General features: G+C 72.2%; 11 protein-coding genes. 6 read left to right on the plus strand and 5 right to left on the minus strand.

Translation table 11 applies throughout. The features are described from left to right. Positions 1-51: 51 nt before the first annotated feature. The 3 genes from FBY23_RS14785 (at position 52) to FBY23_RS14795 (ending at position 3,379) form a co-directional block, all read left to right on the plus strand. Positions 52-744, plus strand: a complete 693-nt coding sequence (locus tag FBY23_RS14785; RefSeq protein WP_222117829.1) for a peptidylprolyl isomerase — start codon at positions 52-54, stop codon at positions 742-744. A 95-nt stretch (positions 745-839) separates the two neighbouring features. Then, positions 840-2,177 (plus strand): hypothetical protein, encoded by a 1,338-nt coding sequence (locus FBY23_RS14790; protein WP_141798837.1) that lies wholly within the window; start codon positions 840-842, stop codon positions 2,175-2,177. Positions 2,178-2,254: 77 nt separating this feature from the next. Continuing rightward, positions 2,255-3,379, plus strand: coding sequence for an acetate/propionate family kinase (locus FBY23_RS14795; protein ID WP_141798838.1), 1,125 nt, complete (start codon positions 2,255-2,257; stop codon positions 3,377-3,379). Here FBY23_RS14795 and FBY23_RS14800 read toward each other — a convergent pair. Then, positions 3,365-5,755, minus strand: a complete 2,391-nt coding sequence (locus FBY23_RS14800; protein WP_141798839.1) for a phosphoketolase — start codon at positions 5,753-5,755, stop codon at positions 3,365-3,367. The two genes, FBY23_RS14795 and FBY23_RS14800, sit on opposite strands and share 15 nt — an antisense overlap. 64 nt (positions 5,756-5,819) lie before the next feature. After that, positions 5,820-6,701, minus strand: coding sequence for an oxidoreductase (locus tag FBY23_RS14805; protein ID WP_141798840.1), 882 nt, complete (start codon positions 6,699-6,701; stop codon positions 5,820-5,822). 65 nt (positions 6,702-6,766) lie between these two features. On the opposite strand from FBY23_RS14805, the gene pepN reads away from it, so the two are divergent. From pepN to FBY23_RS14820, 3 genes are read left to right on the plus strand one after another with little or no spacing between them, the layout of a single operon-like run. Further along, positions 6,767-9,196: an aminopeptidase N gene (gene pepN / locus FBY23_RS14810; protein WP_141798841.1), complete on the plus strand. Its 2,430-nt coding sequence runs from the start codon at positions 6,767-6,769 to the stop codon at positions 9,194-9,196. Beyond that, a complete protein-coding gene (locus tag FBY23_RS14815; protein WP_260805975.1) occupies positions 9,193-10,014 on the plus strand; it encodes a formate dehydrogenase accessory sulfurtransferase FdhD in 822 nt (273 codons plus the stop codon). Before pepN ends, FBY23_RS14815 begins: the two co-directional genes overlap by 4 nt. A 60-nt stretch (positions 10,015-10,074) precedes the next feature. Next, on the plus strand, positions 10,075-11,481 hold the full coding sequence (locus tag FBY23_RS14820) for a DNA recombination protein RmuC (protein ID WP_222117830.1): 1,407 nt from the start codon (positions 10,075-10,077) through the stop codon (positions 11,479-11,481). On the opposite strand, the gene FBY23_RS14825 is transcribed toward FBY23_RS14820, so the two are convergent. From FBY23_RS14825 to gcvP, 3 genes are read right to left on the minus strand one after another with little or no spacing between them, the layout of a single operon-like run. Further along, on the minus strand, positions 11,482-12,324 hold the full coding sequence (locus FBY23_RS14825; RefSeq protein WP_260805976.1) for a thioesterase family protein: 843 nt from the start codon (positions 12,322-12,324) through the stop codon (positions 11,482-11,484). It abuts the gene before it with no gap. A gap of 22 nt (positions 12,325-12,346) precedes the next feature. Further along, positions 12,347-13,705, minus strand: a complete 1,359-nt coding sequence (locus FBY23_RS26705; RefSeq protein ID WP_160158245.1) for a serine hydrolase — start codon at positions 13,703-13,705, stop codon at positions 12,347-12,349. Beyond that, complete coding sequence (gene gcvP / locus FBY23_RS14835) at positions 13,702-16,533, minus strand: aminomethyl-transferring glycine dehydrogenase (protein WP_141798844.1); 2,832 nt, start codon at positions 16,531-16,533, stop codon at positions 13,702-13,704. Before gcvP ends, FBY23_RS26705 begins: the two co-directional genes overlap by 4 nt. Between the last annotated feature and the right edge of the window lie 45 nt (positions 16,534-16,578).

A 16,578-nucleotide genomic window follows, 5' to 3' on the forward strand; every position in this document is an offset into this window, starting at 1 on the left:
CCTACGCCCGCACGCGTCGGCTCCGGCCGCTCGCTGCGTACGATGCGCGGCATGCGCTCTCGCCTCGTCGCCGGCATCCCGGCCCTGCTGGTCGTCACGTCCCTGTCTCCCCTGCTCGCCGCGTGCGGCGACGACGAGAAGCCGGAGGCGACGTCGTGCGACTGGACGCAGACCGGCGACGCCGCCCGCGACGTCGACCTCCCCGCGAAGACGACCGGCCTCAGCGGCGACGTACCCGCCGTGCTCACGACCTCGATCGGCGAGCTCAAGGTGACCCTCGATGCCGACCAGGCTCCCTGCACCGTCGCGTCCTTCTCCTCGCTCGCCGAGCAGGCCTACTACGACAACACCTCGTGCCACCGCCAGGGCAACGACCCCGGCTTCGAGTTCCTCCAGTGCGGCGACCCGTACTTCGACCCGACCGCCGCCGACGCCGACCCCAAGACCGGCACCGGCAACCCGGGCTACACCATCCCCGACGAGGTCGACGGCTCGGAGACCTACCCCGCCGGCACCCTCGCCATGGCCAACACCGGCCGGCCCCATTCGGGCGGCGGCCAGTTCTTCATCGTCTTCGGCGACTCCGAGTTCCCGCCCGACTACACCGTCTGGGGTCACCTCGACGCGGCGTCGTTGGAGCTGGTGAAGAAGGCGACCGCGAGCGGGAACGACGGGTACTGGGCACAGAGCGGTGGTGGGCGGCCGAACACGCCGGTGACGTTCGAGAGCATCGACGTCGGGTAGGTCGCTACGGACCGAGCGGAGCTCGTCTCAGAGCAGGACGCGCACCAACACACCATCCGCTTGAGATCGAACACCAGTTCGACTGCCATACTCGTATGGCACCCACCGTCGACGCCGGCGCAGCGGAGCTGCTCGCTGCCGAGGAGGCCGGCGTGCGCCACAGGAGGCAGTTGGAGGTCGACGCGCTGCTGCGGCTCCTGGCCTGGTGCGACCTGCACTCGCTCGACCCGCAGTCCCAACCGGGCGCCGTACCAGTGCGGTTCGGCGGCGACCGCCTCGTGCGCCTGGGCGGCGAGGGCACGCCGCAGACCTCCGAGCTCTGCATGGCCGAGTTCGCCGTCGCCAGCAACGCCGGATGGATCGCCACCTCCCACCGCGCAGCCGCGGCACTCGACCTGCGCCACCGCCTCCCCCGCCTGTGGGAGCGGGTCCAGCGCCTCGACGTCGAGGTGTGGGTCGCCCGCAGGATCACCGACCTCTCCCGCAACCTCACCCGCGCCGCGGTCGAGATCGTCGACATCTCCCTCGCCGCGGCCTGCGACCTGACGCCGGGCAAGCTGATCGAGCTCGCCGAGGCCCGCATCATCGAAGCCGACCCGCAGGCCCACCGCGACCGGATCGCCGCCGAAGAGGCCCGCATCACCCTCAGGCTCCCCAACGCGGGCGCCCTCGAGTTCACCACCAGCGTCGAGGAGCTCGCGCAGGCCCTGGCCGACCACCACGTCCCCGACGACGAGGACGACGTCGCGACCATGGACCAGCTCCGAGCCCGCGCGGTCGAGCTGCTCGCCGACCCCCATGCCGCCGTCCGCTTCCTCGAGGGGCTCCGGGAGCCCGAGACACCTCCCGCGCCGACGACCACTCGGGCCCCGCGCAGGGCCACCGTCTACGTCCACATCGACGCCGCCGTCCTCGCCGGTCTCGCCACCGGTGTCGCCCGCGTGGAGGACCTGGGACCGATGCTCCTCGAGCAGATCGCCGCCCTGGTACGCCACCGCTCCATCGACCTGCACCCGGTCATCGACCTCAACTCCGGCACCGCCGTCGACGCCTACGAGCACCCCACGGCCTGCAAGGAGCGCACCCAGCTCCGCACCGGCGGCGACGTCTTCCCCCACTCCGCCTCCCGCACCCGCCGCCTGGACCACGACCACGTCACGCCCTACGACAAGGACGGGCCACCCGGCCAGACCGGCGACCTCAACGACGCCCCCCCCCTCACCCGACGACACCACCGGGCCAAGACCCACCTCCCCTACCGCACCCGCCAGCTCGGCCTCGGCGCCTACCGATGGCAGACCCCGCACGGCCTACTCCGCGTCGTGACCCGGTACGGCACGACCGTGGTCGAACCGCTGCGCACCACCGACGGCACACTGGTCGGTGAGGTCTACCCCGCGCGGTATGACGTGCGGTACGACGTCGGCGCGTAGACACCCGCCTGACCCCGCACCAGAACGGTCAGTACGTGCGTCCGTTGCCGTGCCGAGCGGACACCTACGCTGAGAGGATGAGCCGAGCCGATGCCGTTCTCGTCCTCAACGCCGGCTCGTCGTCGCTGAAGTACCAGGTCCTACGCCCTTCCGCGGGTGAGCGGATGCTGCGAGGAACTATCGAGCACCGGCACGGTCCGTGGAGCTCCGCGTTCGACCGCGTCATCGCAGCAGTGGACCAGGCCGGGCTGGCCGACCAGCTCACCGCGATCGGCCACCGCGTGGTCCACGGTGGCGATCTCCGCGAACCGGTCCTGATCGACGACAGGGCGGTCGAGAGGCTGGAGGCGCTGAGCGACCTGGCGCCGCTGCACAATCCCCCGGCGGTCGAGGGCATCAGGCACACCCGGAGGAGGTACCCGCACCTCGCACAGGTCGCCGTCTTCGACACCGCCTTCTTCGCCGACCTCCCCGACGCGGCCGCCACCTATGCGCTCGACCGGCAGGTGACCGAGGCCCAAGGGATCCGCAGGTACGGCATGCACGGCATCAGCCACGAGTACGTCGCCCGACGCGCCGCGGTTCTCCTCGGCCGTGATCTCACCGAGCTCAGCCTGATCACCCTGCACCTGGGCAACGGATCGTCGGCAGCGGCTCTCCGCGGGGGCCGTCCCCAGGACACCAGCATGGGACTGACACCACTCGAGGGCCTGGTCATGGGCACCAGGGGCGGCGACCTCGATCCGGGGATCCTGCTCCACCTGCTGCGTCTGCCGGGGTTCGGCGTCGACCGTCTCGAAGACCTGCTGCACCACCGGAGCGGACTCCAGGGCCTGGCCGGCTTGAGCGACTTCCGCGATCTCGTCGCCGCGATGGCGGCCGGCGACCGTCAGGCAGCGCGGGCGTACGACGTCTACTGCCACCGGGTCCGCAAGTACGTCGGCTCCTACCTGGCTGTGCTCGACGGAGCCGACGTCGTCGTGTTCACGGGCGGCGTGGGCGAGAACGTGCCGCGGGTACGGGCCGATGCCCTGGCTCGGCTGGACCGGCTGGGCATCGAGGTCGACGGCGAGCGCAACGCCGCGGCGGGAGGCGGACCTGCCCTGATCAGCGCGCTGACCTCGCGGGTGGCGGTGGTCGTGATGCCGACCGATGAGGAGCTGGCGATCGGCCTGAAGGTCGTGGACCTACTCGGGCACTGACAGGTTCGCCGTCGAAGGGTCGGCAGCAGGTGCTGTCCACCGCCACTGCTCGACCTCCGGAAGGTCCACGCCGTGCTCGCGTGTCCACGCCCGGGCCCGGCGTCGGGTGTCCTCCATCAGCTGCCGGACCCCCGCCGCTCGCTGGCCGAGCCCGGGCACCCGGTCGATCACGTCCATCACCAGGTGGTAGCGGTCCAGGTCGTTCATCATGAGCATGTCGAACGGCGTGGTCGTCGTCCCCTCCTCCCGGTAGCCGCGAACGTGGATGTTGTCGTGGTTGGTGCGGCGATAGGTCAGGCGGTGGATCAACCAGGGATAGCCGTGGTAGGCGAAGATCACCGGCTTGTCCGCCGTGAAGACCGCGTCGAAGGCGGCGCCGGTGAGTCCGTGGGGGTGCTCGCGGTCGTCCTGGAGGCGCATCAGGTCGACGACGTTGACGAAGCGCACGCTGAGGTCGGGCAGGTGCTGGCGCAGGAGGGCGGCGGCCGCCAGGGCCTCGTGGGTGGGCACGTCGCCGGCAGCGGCGAGGACGACGTCGGGCTCCGGCGCACCCGTCGAGGCCCACTCCCAGATGCCCAGGCCGCGAGCGCAGTGCAGGTCCGCCTGTTCGGGGCCGAGCCAGTCGAAGGTGGGTTGCTTTCCCGCCACCACGACGTTGACGTAGTCGGTGCTCGCCAAGCAGTGCCGCATGGTCGCCAGCAGCGTGTTGGCGTCCGGCGGGAGGTAGACGCGGACCACCTCCGCCTTCTTGTTCACCACGTGGTCGATGAACCCGGGATCCTGGTGGGAGAACCCGTTGTGGTCCTGCCTCCAGACGTGCGAGGTGAGCAGGTAGTTGAGCGAGGCGATGGGCTCCCTCCACTCGAGTGTCCGGGTGACCTTGAGCCATTTCGCGTGCTGGTTGAGCATCGAGTCCACCAGGTGGATGAACGCCTCGTAGCAGCTGAACAGGCCATGCCGGCCGGTGAGCAGGTAGCCCTCGAGCCAGCCTTGGCAGGTGTGCTCGGAGAGGATCTCCATCACACGACCGCTGGTCGCCAGGTGCTCGTCGGTGGTCCGGATCTCGCCGGCGAAGACCTTGTCGGTGACCTCGTAGATGGCGTCGAGGCGGTTGGAGGCGGTCTCGTCGGGGCCGACCACACGGAAGTCGCGGGCGTTGCGGCGCACGACCTCCGCGAGGTAGCGCCCCAGGACGCGGGTGGGCTCGTGGACCGAGGCACCGGGAGCGCTGACCGGCACTGCACACGCGGCCGCGGGCGGCAGGTCGAGAGGCCGGCGCAGGGTGCCGCCGTTGGCGTGCGGGTTCGCGCTGGTCCGGCGGGGGCCGCGGGGCGCGAGCGCCAGGACGTCGGCGACGGGCTGCCCCTGGTCGTCGAAGAGCTCCTCCGGACGGTAGGAGCGCATCCACTGCTCGAGCTGCCACCGGTGGCCCTCGTCCTCACGCGTGCTCGACAGCGGCACCTGGTGCGCGCGCCACGTGCCTTCCACCTGCTGACCGTCCACGACGCCCGGACCCGTCCACCCCTTCGGTGTGACCATCAGGATCAACGGCCACGGGCGTCGGGCGAGGTCGCCCTCCTCGCGGGCCAGTCGCTGGATCTCGCGGATCCGGTCATGGGCCGCGTCCATCGCGGCGACCATCTGGCGATGTACGTCGAAGGGCTCGTCGCCCTCCACGGTCAGCACCTCGTGGCCGTAGCCGCGCAGCAGCGACTCGAGCTCCGCGCGCTGGATGCGGGCAGGAACGGTCGGATTGGCGATCTTGTAGCCGTTGAGGTGGAGCACCGGCAGGACCGCGCCGTCGCCGACCGGGTCGAGGAACTTGTTCGAGTGCCACGATGCCGCCAAGGGGCCTGTCTCGAACTCGCCGTCGCCCACGACGGCCACCGCGAGGAGATCGGGGTTGTCCAGCACTGCGCCATAGGCGTGGGACAGGACATAGCCCAGCTCCCCGCCCTCGTGGATCGAGCCGGGTGTCTCGGGCGCCACGTGACTGGGAATGCCGCCCGGGAAGGAGAACTGCCGGAAGAGGCGCCGCAGGCCCTCCTCGTCCTGTCCGATGGCGGGATAGGTCTCTGAGTAGGTGCCCTCCAGCCAGGCGTTGGCGACTGCCGCCGGGCCCCCGTGGCCCGGGCCGGCGAGCACGATCGCGTTCACGTCGCGTTCGCGGATCAACCTGTTCAGGTGAGTCCACACGAGGTTCAGGCCTGGCGTCGTGCCCCAGTGGCCGAGCAGCCTCGCCTTGATGTCGTCCGACTCGAGCGGACGACGGAGCAGTGGGTTGTCGAGCAGGTAGATCTGCCCGACGCTGACATAGTTCGCGGCTCGCCACCAGCGATCCAGGGCCTGCAGGTCCGCATCGGCTCGAACGCTCATGCATCCACATCCTTCGGTCCGGACTGTTCCCACGATGGCAGGCCGGCGCAAGCGGGCCCGCCGGTCAGAGACCGGTCAGCTCGACCGACCGGTCCCACAGCGCCCGAGCGAGCATCTCGTCGTCGGCCTTGCTCGACATGCGGGCCGGCGCGGGCCAGCCCCACAGCTCGGTGCGCCCGTGGGGGCCGATGTAGGTGCCGCCGTCGACGGGCATGGTGGCGGCGTAGACGGTGCACAGGGCGCCGCGCCAGGCGGGCATGCCGACCAGCTTCTGTCCGTAGTGCCCGATCGCGGTGACGACCGGGTGGCCGGAGCCGCTGGTGATGGCGGTGGCGGAGGCGCCGGGATGGGCGGCGGCGGCGCGCAGGGGCATCCGCTCGGAGCGGAACCGGCGGTCCAGCTCGCGCATGAAGAGCAGGTCGGCGAGCTTGGAGTCGCCGTACGCCTGGAAGGGGCGGTAGGGACGGCGCTGCCACCCGAGGTCGTCGAGGTCGATCCGGCCGGACCGGTGCTCGCGGGAGCTGATCACGACGACGCGGTCGCAGAGCAGCGGGAGCAGCAGCTGGGTGAGCAGGAAGTGGCCCAGGTAGTTGGTCGCGAAGTGCATCTCGACGCCCTCGGGAGTGACGGCGTGAGGTACGCCGAGCACGCCCGCGTTGTTGACGAGTACGTCGACCGGCCGGCCCTCGTCCGCCAGGCCTGCGGCGAACAGGCGCACCGAGTCGAGCGAGCTCACGTCGACCTGGCGCACCTCGACGCGCCCCTTGTCGTGGCCGGGCACGGTCCGGGCTGCTGCCGTGCCCTTCTCCACGCTGCGGCAGGCCATCACGATCTCGGCGCCGCGGGAGCCCAGGATCCGAGCGGTCTCCAGGCCCAGACCGCCGTTCGAACCGGTGATGACGTACCGCCGGCCGTGCTGGGGCGGTACCTGGGTCCACGCGCGCATGGCCCGAACCCTCCCACATCCACACCGCATCCACGCCCCATCCGGGCGAGTTCTAGGCTGGCCGGATGAGCCTCACCCGCGCCGAAGCCGAGCACCGCGCGAGCGTGCTCACCGTGTCGTCGTACGACGTCGAGCTGGACCTGTCGCTGGGCGAGGAGACCTTCCGCTCGGTGACCACTATCCGGTTCCGCAGCGAGCGCGCGGCGACGTTCGTGGACGTGAAGCCGCGGGCGCTGCACGCCGTCCGGCTCGACGGCCGGCCGCTCGACGTCGACGACCTGGCCGACGGCAGGATCACCCTCGACCTCACTGCCGACGAGCACGAGCTGGTCGTCGAGGCGACGATGGCCTTCCGCAACGACGGCGAGGGCCTGCACCGCTCGGTCGACCCCGTCGACGGCAGGGCGTACATCTACGGGATGTCCTTCATGGACGCGGCGCCCTCGATCTTCGCGTGCTTCGACCAGCCCGACCTCAAGGCGCCCTACTCGATGCGGGTCACCGCGCCGGCGGACTGGCTGGTGCGCGGCAACGCCCCGGCCGTCGAGACCGGTCGGGACGGCGCCACGAAGCAGTGGACGCTCGGGCCCACGCAGCCGCTGGCGACGTACTTCGTCACCGTGGTCGCCGGGCCGTACCACCTGATCAGCGACGTGCACGACGGCATCCCGCTCGGCCTCAGCTCGCGGCAGAGCCTCGCCGCGACCCTCGACCGCGAGGCCGAGGAGCTGCTCACGCTGACCCGGCAGTCGTTCGACGAGCTGCACCGGCTGTTCGGCGTCCGCTACCCCTTCGGCGACTACCACCAGGCGTTCGTGCCCGAGTTCAACGCCGGCGCCATGGAGAACCCCGGCTGCATCACGCTGCGTGATCCGCTGCTGTTCGAGGGTGCGAGCACGCGTGCCGACCGCAGCTTCCGCGCCAACATCATCGCCCACGAGATGGCCCACCAGTGGTTCGGCAACATCGTGACGCCGAAGTGGTGGGACGACCTGTGGCTCAACGAGTCCTTCGCCGAGTACATGGGGCTGCGGGTCATCACCGACGCCACGGAGTACGCCGACGGCCCGCTGCACGACTCCTACGCCCGTCGCACGTGGGGCATCACGGCCGACCAGCGCCCCACGACGCACCCGGTCGCCGGCAACGCCGCGCCCGACGCGCTGTCGGCGCTGCAGAACTTCGACGGCATCTCCTACGCGCGCGGCTCGAACGTCCTGCGCCAGCTCGCGCGCCGGCTCGGTGACGACGCCTTCCTCGGCGGCGTGCGCGACCACTTCGAGCTGCACCGGTTCGGCAACGCGACCATGCACGACCTGTTCGCGAGCTGGGAGCGGGCCGCCGGGGGCGCCAGCCTCGACGGCTTCGTCAAGGACTGGCTCCTCACCCCCGGCGCGGACCGGCTCGACCTCGATCGCGCGGCCGGCGTGGTCCGCCGTACGTCGCCCGCGGCCCATCCCGCCGACCGCCGCCACGACCTCGTCGTCGCCACCCACGGGCCGGACGGCTGGACGCAGCGCCCGTTCGTGGCCGACGGCCCGGCCACGCCGCTCGACGTCGGCGACGCACCCGTCCTGCTCGACGCCACCGAGACGACGTGGGCGGTCAGCCCGCCCGACGCGCTGACAATGGCGGCGCTGCCGGCCCTGGCGCCTGCGATGACCGACCCCCAGCTGCGCGCGACCATGTGGAACAGCGTCCGGCTGGGCATGTTCGAGGGCGCGATCACCCCCACGCAGGTGGCCGAGCTGCTGGCCACCGCGCCGCCCGTCGAGGACACCTCCGACGGCCATCGCAACCTGCTGCCGTGGGTGCTGGAGACGGTGCTGCCGATCGCGCCCGCGGGTACGACACAGCGGTTCCACGCCGCCGTACGCCGGGCGGCCGACAGCGCCGAGGCCGGCTCCGAGCTGCAGCTGTCGGCCTTCCGGGCGACGGTGCTGTCCGGTTCCGACGCCGGCGAGCTCGAGCGGTGGGCCGCCGGCGAGGGCCTGCCCGAGGGGATCGTGGCCGACAGCGACCTGCGCTGGAAGGCCCGTCGCCGGCTCGCCGAGCTCGGCGCCACCGACCGCGCGGCCCTCGACGCCGCGCTCGAGGCCGAGCGCAGCGGTGCGGCGACCGTGCACCACGCGCGGGCGGTCTCCTCGCTGCCGAGCGTCGAGGGCAAGGAGTTCGCCTGGGCCCGCGCCACCGGCGAGGTCTCGGTGCCCAACTACGAGGTCAAGGCGGCCGGCAACGGCCTGTGGCAGGCCGGGCAGCGCGACATCACGGCACCCTTCGCTGTCGCGTACTTCGAGCAGCTCGCCACCATCATCGGCGCCCACCAGGGCTGGGTGCAGGGCGACGTCGTCGAGGCCTACTTCCCGATCACGCACCTCGACGACGCGACCGAGGCCGCGGCCACCGCAGCGCTGGAGCAGGACCTGCCGGGCGCCGTACGGCGGCGGTTGACCGACCGGCTCGACGAGCTGCGCCGGCGCCGGGCCGTGCTGTGACCGGGGTGAAGGCGCGCCGGCCGGGGCCGACGACCCGGCTGCGGGTCGAGGAGCACCGCGGCGACGACGTACGTCGCCACGAGGACCGGGTCCTGACCGAGGAGCCGCTAGAGATCCGGCTGGCCTGGCCGGGCGCCCCGGCGCGACGGGTGTGGACGACGCTGCGCACGCCCGGCAACGACTTCGAGCTGGCTGCGGGGTGGGTGCACCACGAGGGCCTCGGGCTCCCGTCCGGCGTCGCCTACTGCACGGACGTGGAGCTGCGCCCCGAGCAGGAGTTCAACGTCGTCACCGTCACCCTCGGGCAGGCCCCGCCACGGGTGCCGAGCCAGCTCGACGCGCTCAGCGCGGGCTCGGCCGCGTGCGGGGTGTGCGGCACCGACGAGGTCGACGAGGTGATCGCCCGGCGGCCGTCGCTGCCGTGGTCGGGCGCGCTCCCCTCCCCCGAGCTCGTGCGCAGGCTGCCCGACCTGATGCGACCCCACCAGCAGCTCTTCGAGCGCACCGGCAGCGCGCACGCGGCAGGGCTCTTCGCCGCGGACGGCACCCTGGTCGCCGTACGCGAGGACGTGGGGCGCCACAACGCCGTCGACAAGGTCGTCGGCGCGCGGATCCTGGCCGGCGCGCCGTCGGCCGAGGCGGTGCTCGTCGTGAGTGGGCGGGCCGGGTTCGAGCTGGTCCAGAAGGCGGTCGCGAGCGGCATCGGCGCACTCGTCGCGGTCGGCGCCCCGACCGGGCTGTCGGTCCGGCTGGCCGAGGCCGGCGGGCTCGGGGTCTACGGCTGGACCAAGGGCGAGCGGACGGTCCGCTACGCCTGATCCGGCCGTGCCCGGCGTGCCCCGAGGGGTTCTGTCGGGCCCTGCTGTTTGACTGCTCCCATGGCCATCCTCCTCGCTCTCCTCGTCGGTCTTCTGCTCGGTGCAGGGGTCGGCTGGATGGTGCGCCAGTCCACCCTGCCGACCGTCCCCGAGGTCGCGCCGGGTGAGGCGCCGGAGGTCGTCGCGGCGCGTCACGAGGCCGCCCTGGGCGAGCTGCGCCACGAGATCGAGCGGGTCCGGCTCCAGGGTGAGTCCGCCGCCGCCGAGGCCCGTGCCGAGGAGGCCGCGGCCCGGGCCGCGGTGCAGGCCGAGCTCACCGGCGCCCTGGCGACCGTCGACGAGCTGCGTGACGCCGTCGACGACGCCCGCGCCCGCTATCGCACCCTGGTCGAGCAGCAGCGCCAGGCCCAGCAGGAGCGCGAGCGCGGCGAGTCCGGCCAGACCCAGGTCCTCAAGACCCTCACCCCGGTCGTCGAGCACCTGCGCTCCATGCAGCAGAAGGTCGACGAGCTCGAGAAGGCCCGGGTGCGCCAGCACACCGAGCTCGCCACCCAGATCCAGCACACCCAGCGCTCGGTCGAGGACTCCCGCAAGGCCGCCGACACCCTCGCCTCGGTCCTGAAGAACAACGCCGTCCGCGGCGCCTGGGGCGAGACCCAGCTGCGCACCCTGGTCGAGACCGCCGGACTGCTCAACCGGGTCGACTTCGAGCTGCAGCACTCCGTCGAGGCCGACTCCGGGGCCCGGCGCCCCGACATGGTCATCAACCTGCCCGGCGGCAAGCAGATGGCGATCGACGCCAAGGTGCCCTACAACGCGTTCATGGACGCCCAGCGCGAGGGCCTCGAGCCCGAGGCGCGCCAGCGGCTGCTCGAGGACCACGCCCGCAAGGTCCGTGGCCACGTCGACACCCTCGCCCATAAGGGGTACTGGACCGGCCTGGCGATCAGCCCCGAGTTCACCGTCGCGTTCATCCCCAACGAGCAGCTCCTCAACACCGCCCTCGAGGTCGACCCGTCGCTGATGGAGCACGCCTTCAAGCAGGGCATCGTGCTCGCCACCCCCACCAACCTGTGGGGCATGCTCAAGACGGTCGCCTTCACCTGGAAGCAGGAGGCGCTCACCGAGGACGCCCAGGTGCTGTTCGAGCTCGGCCAGGTCCTCTACCGCCGCATCCTCAAGCTCTCCGAGCACGTCGACAAGCTCGGGCGCTCCATCCAGCGCAGCGTGAAGGACTACAACAACTTCACCGGCTCCCTCGAGCGCTCCGTCCTGCCCGCCGCCCGCAAGCTCAACGCGGCCGACCCGGTGGCCACCATCCCCGCGCCCACCGAGATCGAGGAGACGCCCAAGGCGCTCACCTCGAGCGAGTTCTCCGCGCTGGCCGACCTCGACCGCGAGGAGCTCACGTTCGACTTCGACCTCGCGGTGGACGCCGAGGTCGTCGACGACACCCAGGCTGGTTGATCAGACCGCGCCGCGCGGCTCGACCCCGCCCGACAGGTCGACCGTACGACGGGTGTTGGCCAGCGAGGTGACGGTCGCGGTACCGAGGACGCCGGTGGCGTCGAAGACCTCCGCCGTACCGACGGCGATGCCGTCGCTGGAGACGTGGTCGGTGGCTCGCAGCCCGAGGCGGACGCTGTCGGGCAGCCGGCACAGGGCGAGGTCGATGTCGGTGTTGATGTGCTCGACGCCGCGGCTGCCCCAGTTGGTGACCATGCTGGTCGCGTCGGCGATCGAGGCGACCGCCTGGAACGGCGTGCAATCCTCGCCGTACACGATCGGGACTGCGGTCTGCCAGGTCTGGTGGCGACCGGCGTTCTGGTGGTCGCCGAAGTTGTCGGACCACGCGGACGCACTGGCGAACCACGGCACGTGATGCTCACCGGGGGTGGGCAGGCTCTCGGCGGGCGGCGGGACGGGCCGCTCCCCGGCCGCGGCCCAGACCTCGCCGGCGGCGTCGGCCGACGGGGCGAGGAAGGTGGCGCCGGCGCGGGCGACGACCTCGCCCTCCTGCTCGACGACGGCGTCCAGGAGCACCAGGCGCGGCCCTTCGCGCACGATGGTGGCCGACGCGGTGGTCGTGATCATCCGGGCGGGGCGGAACAGGTCGACGTGGTAGCGCGCGGGCACCAGACCGGTCCGGCCGGCCTCGGCGGCGGCCCGCTCGAGTGCGCGGGCGAGCAGGCCGCTGACCGCGACGCCATGCATCTGGTCGTCGCGCCACAGGCTCTGCGCGAGCGGCAGCGGGTCGAAGCCGGCAGTGGACTGCTGGAACCAGGCGAACTGGAACGTGTTCTCGTTCACGGGAGCATCATGCCCCCTCCGGTCACGACTGCGGTGCGGTACCCCCCGGGATGGGCGCCTGCGGGTCGTACGGCGTCCGCGTCCAGATGAACGTCGCGCACTCGATGTGCCCGATCGCGCCGTCGGCGCGGCGGTGCGGGCGCAGGAGCTCCCCGGCGAGGTATCCGCTGGTCCCCCGGAAGGTGCCGTCGCCCACCGGGGCGAAGGCCATCTCGCGGCCCGGACCCTGCGGCGGACCGGCGGTGAGCTCGGTGCCGTCCCAGCGCAGCACGGTCGGGGCGTGGCCCCAGTGCCAGGTGCCGAGCAGCTCGCGAACCGCGGTGGGGACCGGCGCCGTGGTGGGCGTCCACTCCTCGGGCAGCGGCGGCTCCTGATCGAGCACGAGGTGCACCAGCTCGCTGGTCGCGGCACCGAGGCCGTAGGCGCCATTGGTGAGCACGATCGCGCCCACGCCCGATGCGCTGTCGATCATCGCGCCGCAGCAGAACCCCGGCATGGAACCGGCATGACCCACCAGCTTGCGACCGCGCGAGCGGGCGATCTCGATCCCCAGCCCCCACGACTGGCCGGACCGGTCGTCGGGGTCGCCGTGCTGGGGTGTCGCCATCGCACGCAACGTCGCGGCGTCGAGCACCGAGCGGTCCGGGTCGACCAGGGCGGTCAGCCAGGTGGCGAGGTCGCCGACCGTGCTCCACAGCTGGCCGGCCGGAGCCATCGCTCCGGTGTCGGGAAGCCGGTCCGGGATCGCCTCGCCCGTGAGGGCGTCGACGGCGAAGCCCTCGGCGGCGGGCTCGACCCACTGGTACGTCGTGCGCGACATGGCGAGCGGGCCGAGGATCTCGGCTTGGAGGGCCTCCCACCACGACACGCCCCAGACCCGGTCGACGACCGCTCCCAGTAGGCCGTAACCGAGGTTGGAGTAGTGCATCTGCGCGCCGGGCTCGAGCGTGGTGCCCGCCCCCTGGTGGGCCGCCGCGAGCGCCACCAGGTCACCACCGTCGCTCCGCTCCCACCAGGAGCCGTGGGGCTCGGCGGTGATCCCGCTGGAATGGGTGAGCAGGGAGCGGAGCGTGGCCTCGCCGAAGGGGCCCTCGGGCCAGAACCTCCCGACCCGGTCGTCGAGCGCGAGCTGACCGCGCTGACGGGCCAGCAGGATCAACGCGGCGGTCATGGTCTTGGTGACCGAGCCGATCTTGTACTGGGTGTCGCTGTCCGGGCGGGCGTCGCTGTCGCGGCGCACGTGCCGCCCCCGCCCCGCGGACCAGGCCAGCTCGCCGTCGCGGACGACACCGGCCGCCACCGACGGCAACCTCCCCTCCGCCTGGGCCGTGGCGACCTGGCGGAGGGCGGCTGCTGCGGTGGTATCGAGGAGCGCGCTCACGCGTCCGACTCGGCGTAGGCCTCCAGCGGCGGGCACGCGCAGACCAGGTTGCGGTCACCGTAGGCCTGGTCGATGCGGGCGACCGGCGGCCAGTACTTGTCGGGCGAGATGCCGGCCGGGAAGACCGCGACCTCCCGCGAGTAGGCGCGGTCCCAGTCGCCGACGAGCGTGCGGGCGGTGTGGGGCGCGTGATGCAGCGGCGAGTCGTCGACCGACCACTCCCCCGAGCCGACCTTGTCGATCTCGTCCTTGATCGCGATCATCGCGTCGCAGAACCGGTCCAGCTCGGCGAGGTCCTCGGACTCGGTCGGCTCCACCATGAGGGTGCCGGCGACCGGGAACGACATGGTCGGCGCGTGGAAGCCGTAGTCGATGAGCCGCTTGGCGACGTCGTCGACGGACACACCGGTCTCGGCGGTGATCGGGCGCAGGTCGAGGATGCACTCGTGGGCGACCAGGCCGGACTCGCCGCGGTAGAGCACCGGGAAGTGCTCGCCGAGGCGGGCCGCGACGTAGTTGGCCGAGAGCACCGCGACGGCGGTGGCGCGGGTCAGACCCTCGCCGCCCATCATCCGGATGTAGGCCCACGAGATCGGCAGGATGCCGGCCGAGCCGAACGGCGCCGCGCTGATCGCGCCGGTGCCCTCGCGCCGGGCGGCGTCGGGGTGCAGTGGGTGGGTGGGCAGGTACGGCGCCAGGTGGGCGCGCACCGCGACCGGGCCGACGCCCGGGCCACCGCCGCCGTGCGGGATGCAGAACGTCTTGTGCAGGTTGAGGTGCGAGACGTCGCCGCCGAACTTGCCGGGCGCGGCGTAGCCGAGCAGGGCATTGAAGTTCGCGCCGTCGATGTAGACCTGACCGCCGTGCTCGTGCACCAGGTCGCACAGCTCGGTGATGGTCTCCTCGTAGACGCCGTGCGTCGAGGGGTAGGTCACCATGATCGCGGCGAGGGTCTCGGAGTGCTGCTCGCACTTGGCGCGCAGGTCGGCGAGGTCGACGGTGCCGTCGTCGTTGGCCTTGACCACGACCACCTTCATGCCGGCCATCACCGCCGAGGCCGGGTTGGTGCCGTGGGCGGAGGACGGGATCAGGCAGACGTCGCGCTGGCCCTGGCCGTTGGCCCGGTGGTAGTTGCGGATCGCCAGCATGCCGGCGTACTCGCCCTGGGCACCCGCGTTGGGCTGGATCGAGACCCGGTCGTAGCCGGTGACCTCGGCGAGCCAGCCCTCGAGCTGGTCGATCAGCCGGCGGTAGCCGTCGGCATCGGCGGCCGGTACGAACGGGTGCAGGTTGGCGAAGCCGGCCAGAGAGATGGGCTCCATCTCGGTGGTCGCGTTGAGCTTCATCGTGCACGAGCCGAGCGGGATCATGCCGCGGTCGAGCGCGTAGTCCCGGTTCGAGAGCCGCGCGAGGTAGCGCAGCATCGAGGTCTCGTTGTGGTGGGTGTTGAACACCGGGTGGCTGAGGAACTCGGTGGTGCGCTCGAGCTCCTCGGGCAGGCCGGCGTCGCCCTCGGCCGACACCTCGGTGACGCCGAAGGCGTCGAGGACGGCGACCAGCGTGGCCTCGCGGGCGGTCTCGCCGAACGAGATGCCGACGGTGTCGGCGTCGACCAGGCGCAGGTGGACCGACGCCTCACGGGCTGCGGACACGACGGCCTCGGCGCGGCCGGGGACCCGGACGTTGAGGGTGTCGAAGAAGGTCTCGTTGACGACCTCGATGCCAGCCGCCCGGAGAGAGGCGGCAGCGCGACGGGCCAGGCCGTGGATGTCGCCGGCGATCGCCCGCAGCCCGTCCGGGCCGTGGTAGACGGCGTACATGCCGGCCGTGACGGCGAGCAGCACCTGGGCGGTGCAGATGTTGGAGGTCGCCTTGTCGCGGCGGATGTGCTGCTCGCGGGTCTGCAGCGCGAGGCGGTACGCCAGGTGCCCCTCGGCGTCGACGGAGACGCCGACGAGACGACCGGGCAGCTGGCGCTCGAGGCCCTCGCGCACGGCCATGAAGCCGGCGTGCGGACCGCCGTAGAACAGCGGGACGCCGAAGCGCTGGGCCGAGCCGACGACGACGTCGGCACCGAGCGCGCCCGGCGCCTCGAGCAGGGTCAGCGCGAGCAGGTCGGCGGCGACGACGGCCAGGCCGCCGTGCTCGTGGACCGCGTCGATGACGGGCTTGAGGTCGGGCACACGGCCCGACGCGCCGGGGTACTGGACGAGCACGCCGGAGACGGGGCCCTCGGGCAGCCCGTCGGTCAGGTCGGCGACGAGGATCTCGATGCCGAGGCCCTCGCATCGGGTGGCGACGACGTCGATCGTCTGCGGCAGCGCGTCGGCGTCGATGACGAACGGACCGGCCGCCTTGCGGTTGGCGCGGTGGGCCAGGGCGACCGCCTCGGCCGCGGCCGTGCCCTCGTCCAGCAGCGACGAGCCGGCGGTGTGGAGGCCGGCCAGGTCGGCGACCATGGTCTGGAAGTTGATCAGCGCCTCGAGACGGCCCTGCGAGATCTCCGGCTGGTACGGCGTGTAGGCGGTGTACCAGCTCGGGTCCTCGAGCACGTTGCGCCGGATGACGGCCGGGGTGACCGTGGCGTGGTAGCCGAGGCCGATCATCGACTCGCCCGGGACGTTGGCCCCGGCGAGGGCGCGGAGCTCGGCGGCGGCCGTCTCCTCGTCGACTCCGGCCGGCAGGCCGAGCGGGTCGGTGGCGCGGATGGACTTCGGGACGGCGGCGTCCATCAGGGCGTCGAGCGAGGTGTGGCCGAGACGGTCGAGCATGGTCTCGACCTGGGCCTCGTCCGGGCCGATGTGACGGTTGACGAAGGGTGCGCTCATGAGCAGGCGTGCTCCTCGGGTCGGGTCGATGAGATGAATCGAGCC

Origin of the sequence: Nocardioides sp. SLBN-35 (genome assembly GCF_006715725.1) — a bacterium.
In the GTDB taxonomy this organism is placed as follows: domain Bacteria; phylum Actinomycetota; class Actinomycetes; order Propionibacteriales; family Nocardioidaceae; genus Nocardioides.

What these genes read in the sequence shown, in the direction of transcription:
- FBY23_RS14785 (WP_222117829.1), top strand. Translation starts at nt 52, where the DNA reads ATGCGCTCTCGCCTCGTCGCCGGCATCCCGGCCCTGCTGGTCGTCACG.
- FBY23_RS14790 (WP_141798837.1), top strand. Translation starts at nt 840, where the DNA reads ATGGCACCCACCGTCGACGCCGGCGCAGCGGAGCTGCTCGCTGCCGAG.
- FBY23_RS14795 (WP_141798838.1), top strand. Translation starts at nt 2,255, where the DNA reads ATGAGCCGAGCCGATGCCGTTCTCGTCCTCAACGCCGGCTCGTCGTCG.
- FBY23_RS14800 (WP_141798839.1), bottom strand. Translation starts at nt 5,755, where the DNA reads ATGAGCGTTCGAGCCGATGCGGACCTGCAGGCCCTGGATCGCTGGTGG.
- FBY23_RS14805 (WP_141798840.1), bottom strand. Translation starts at nt 6,701, where the DNA reads ATGCGCGCGTGGACCCAGGTACCGCCCCAGCACGGCCGGCGGTACGTC.
- pepN (WP_141798841.1), top strand. Translation starts at nt 6,767, where the DNA reads ATGAGCCTCACCCGCGCCGAAGCCGAGCACCGCGCGAGCGTGCTCACC.
- FBY23_RS14820 (WP_222117830.1), top strand. Translation starts at nt 10,075, where the DNA reads ATGGCCATCCTCCTCGCTCTCCTCGTCGGTCTTCTGCTCGGTGCAGGG.
- gcvP (WP_141798844.1), bottom strand. Translation starts at nt 16,533, where the DNA reads ATGAGCGCACCCTTCGTCAACCGTCACATCGGCCCGGACGAGGCCCAG.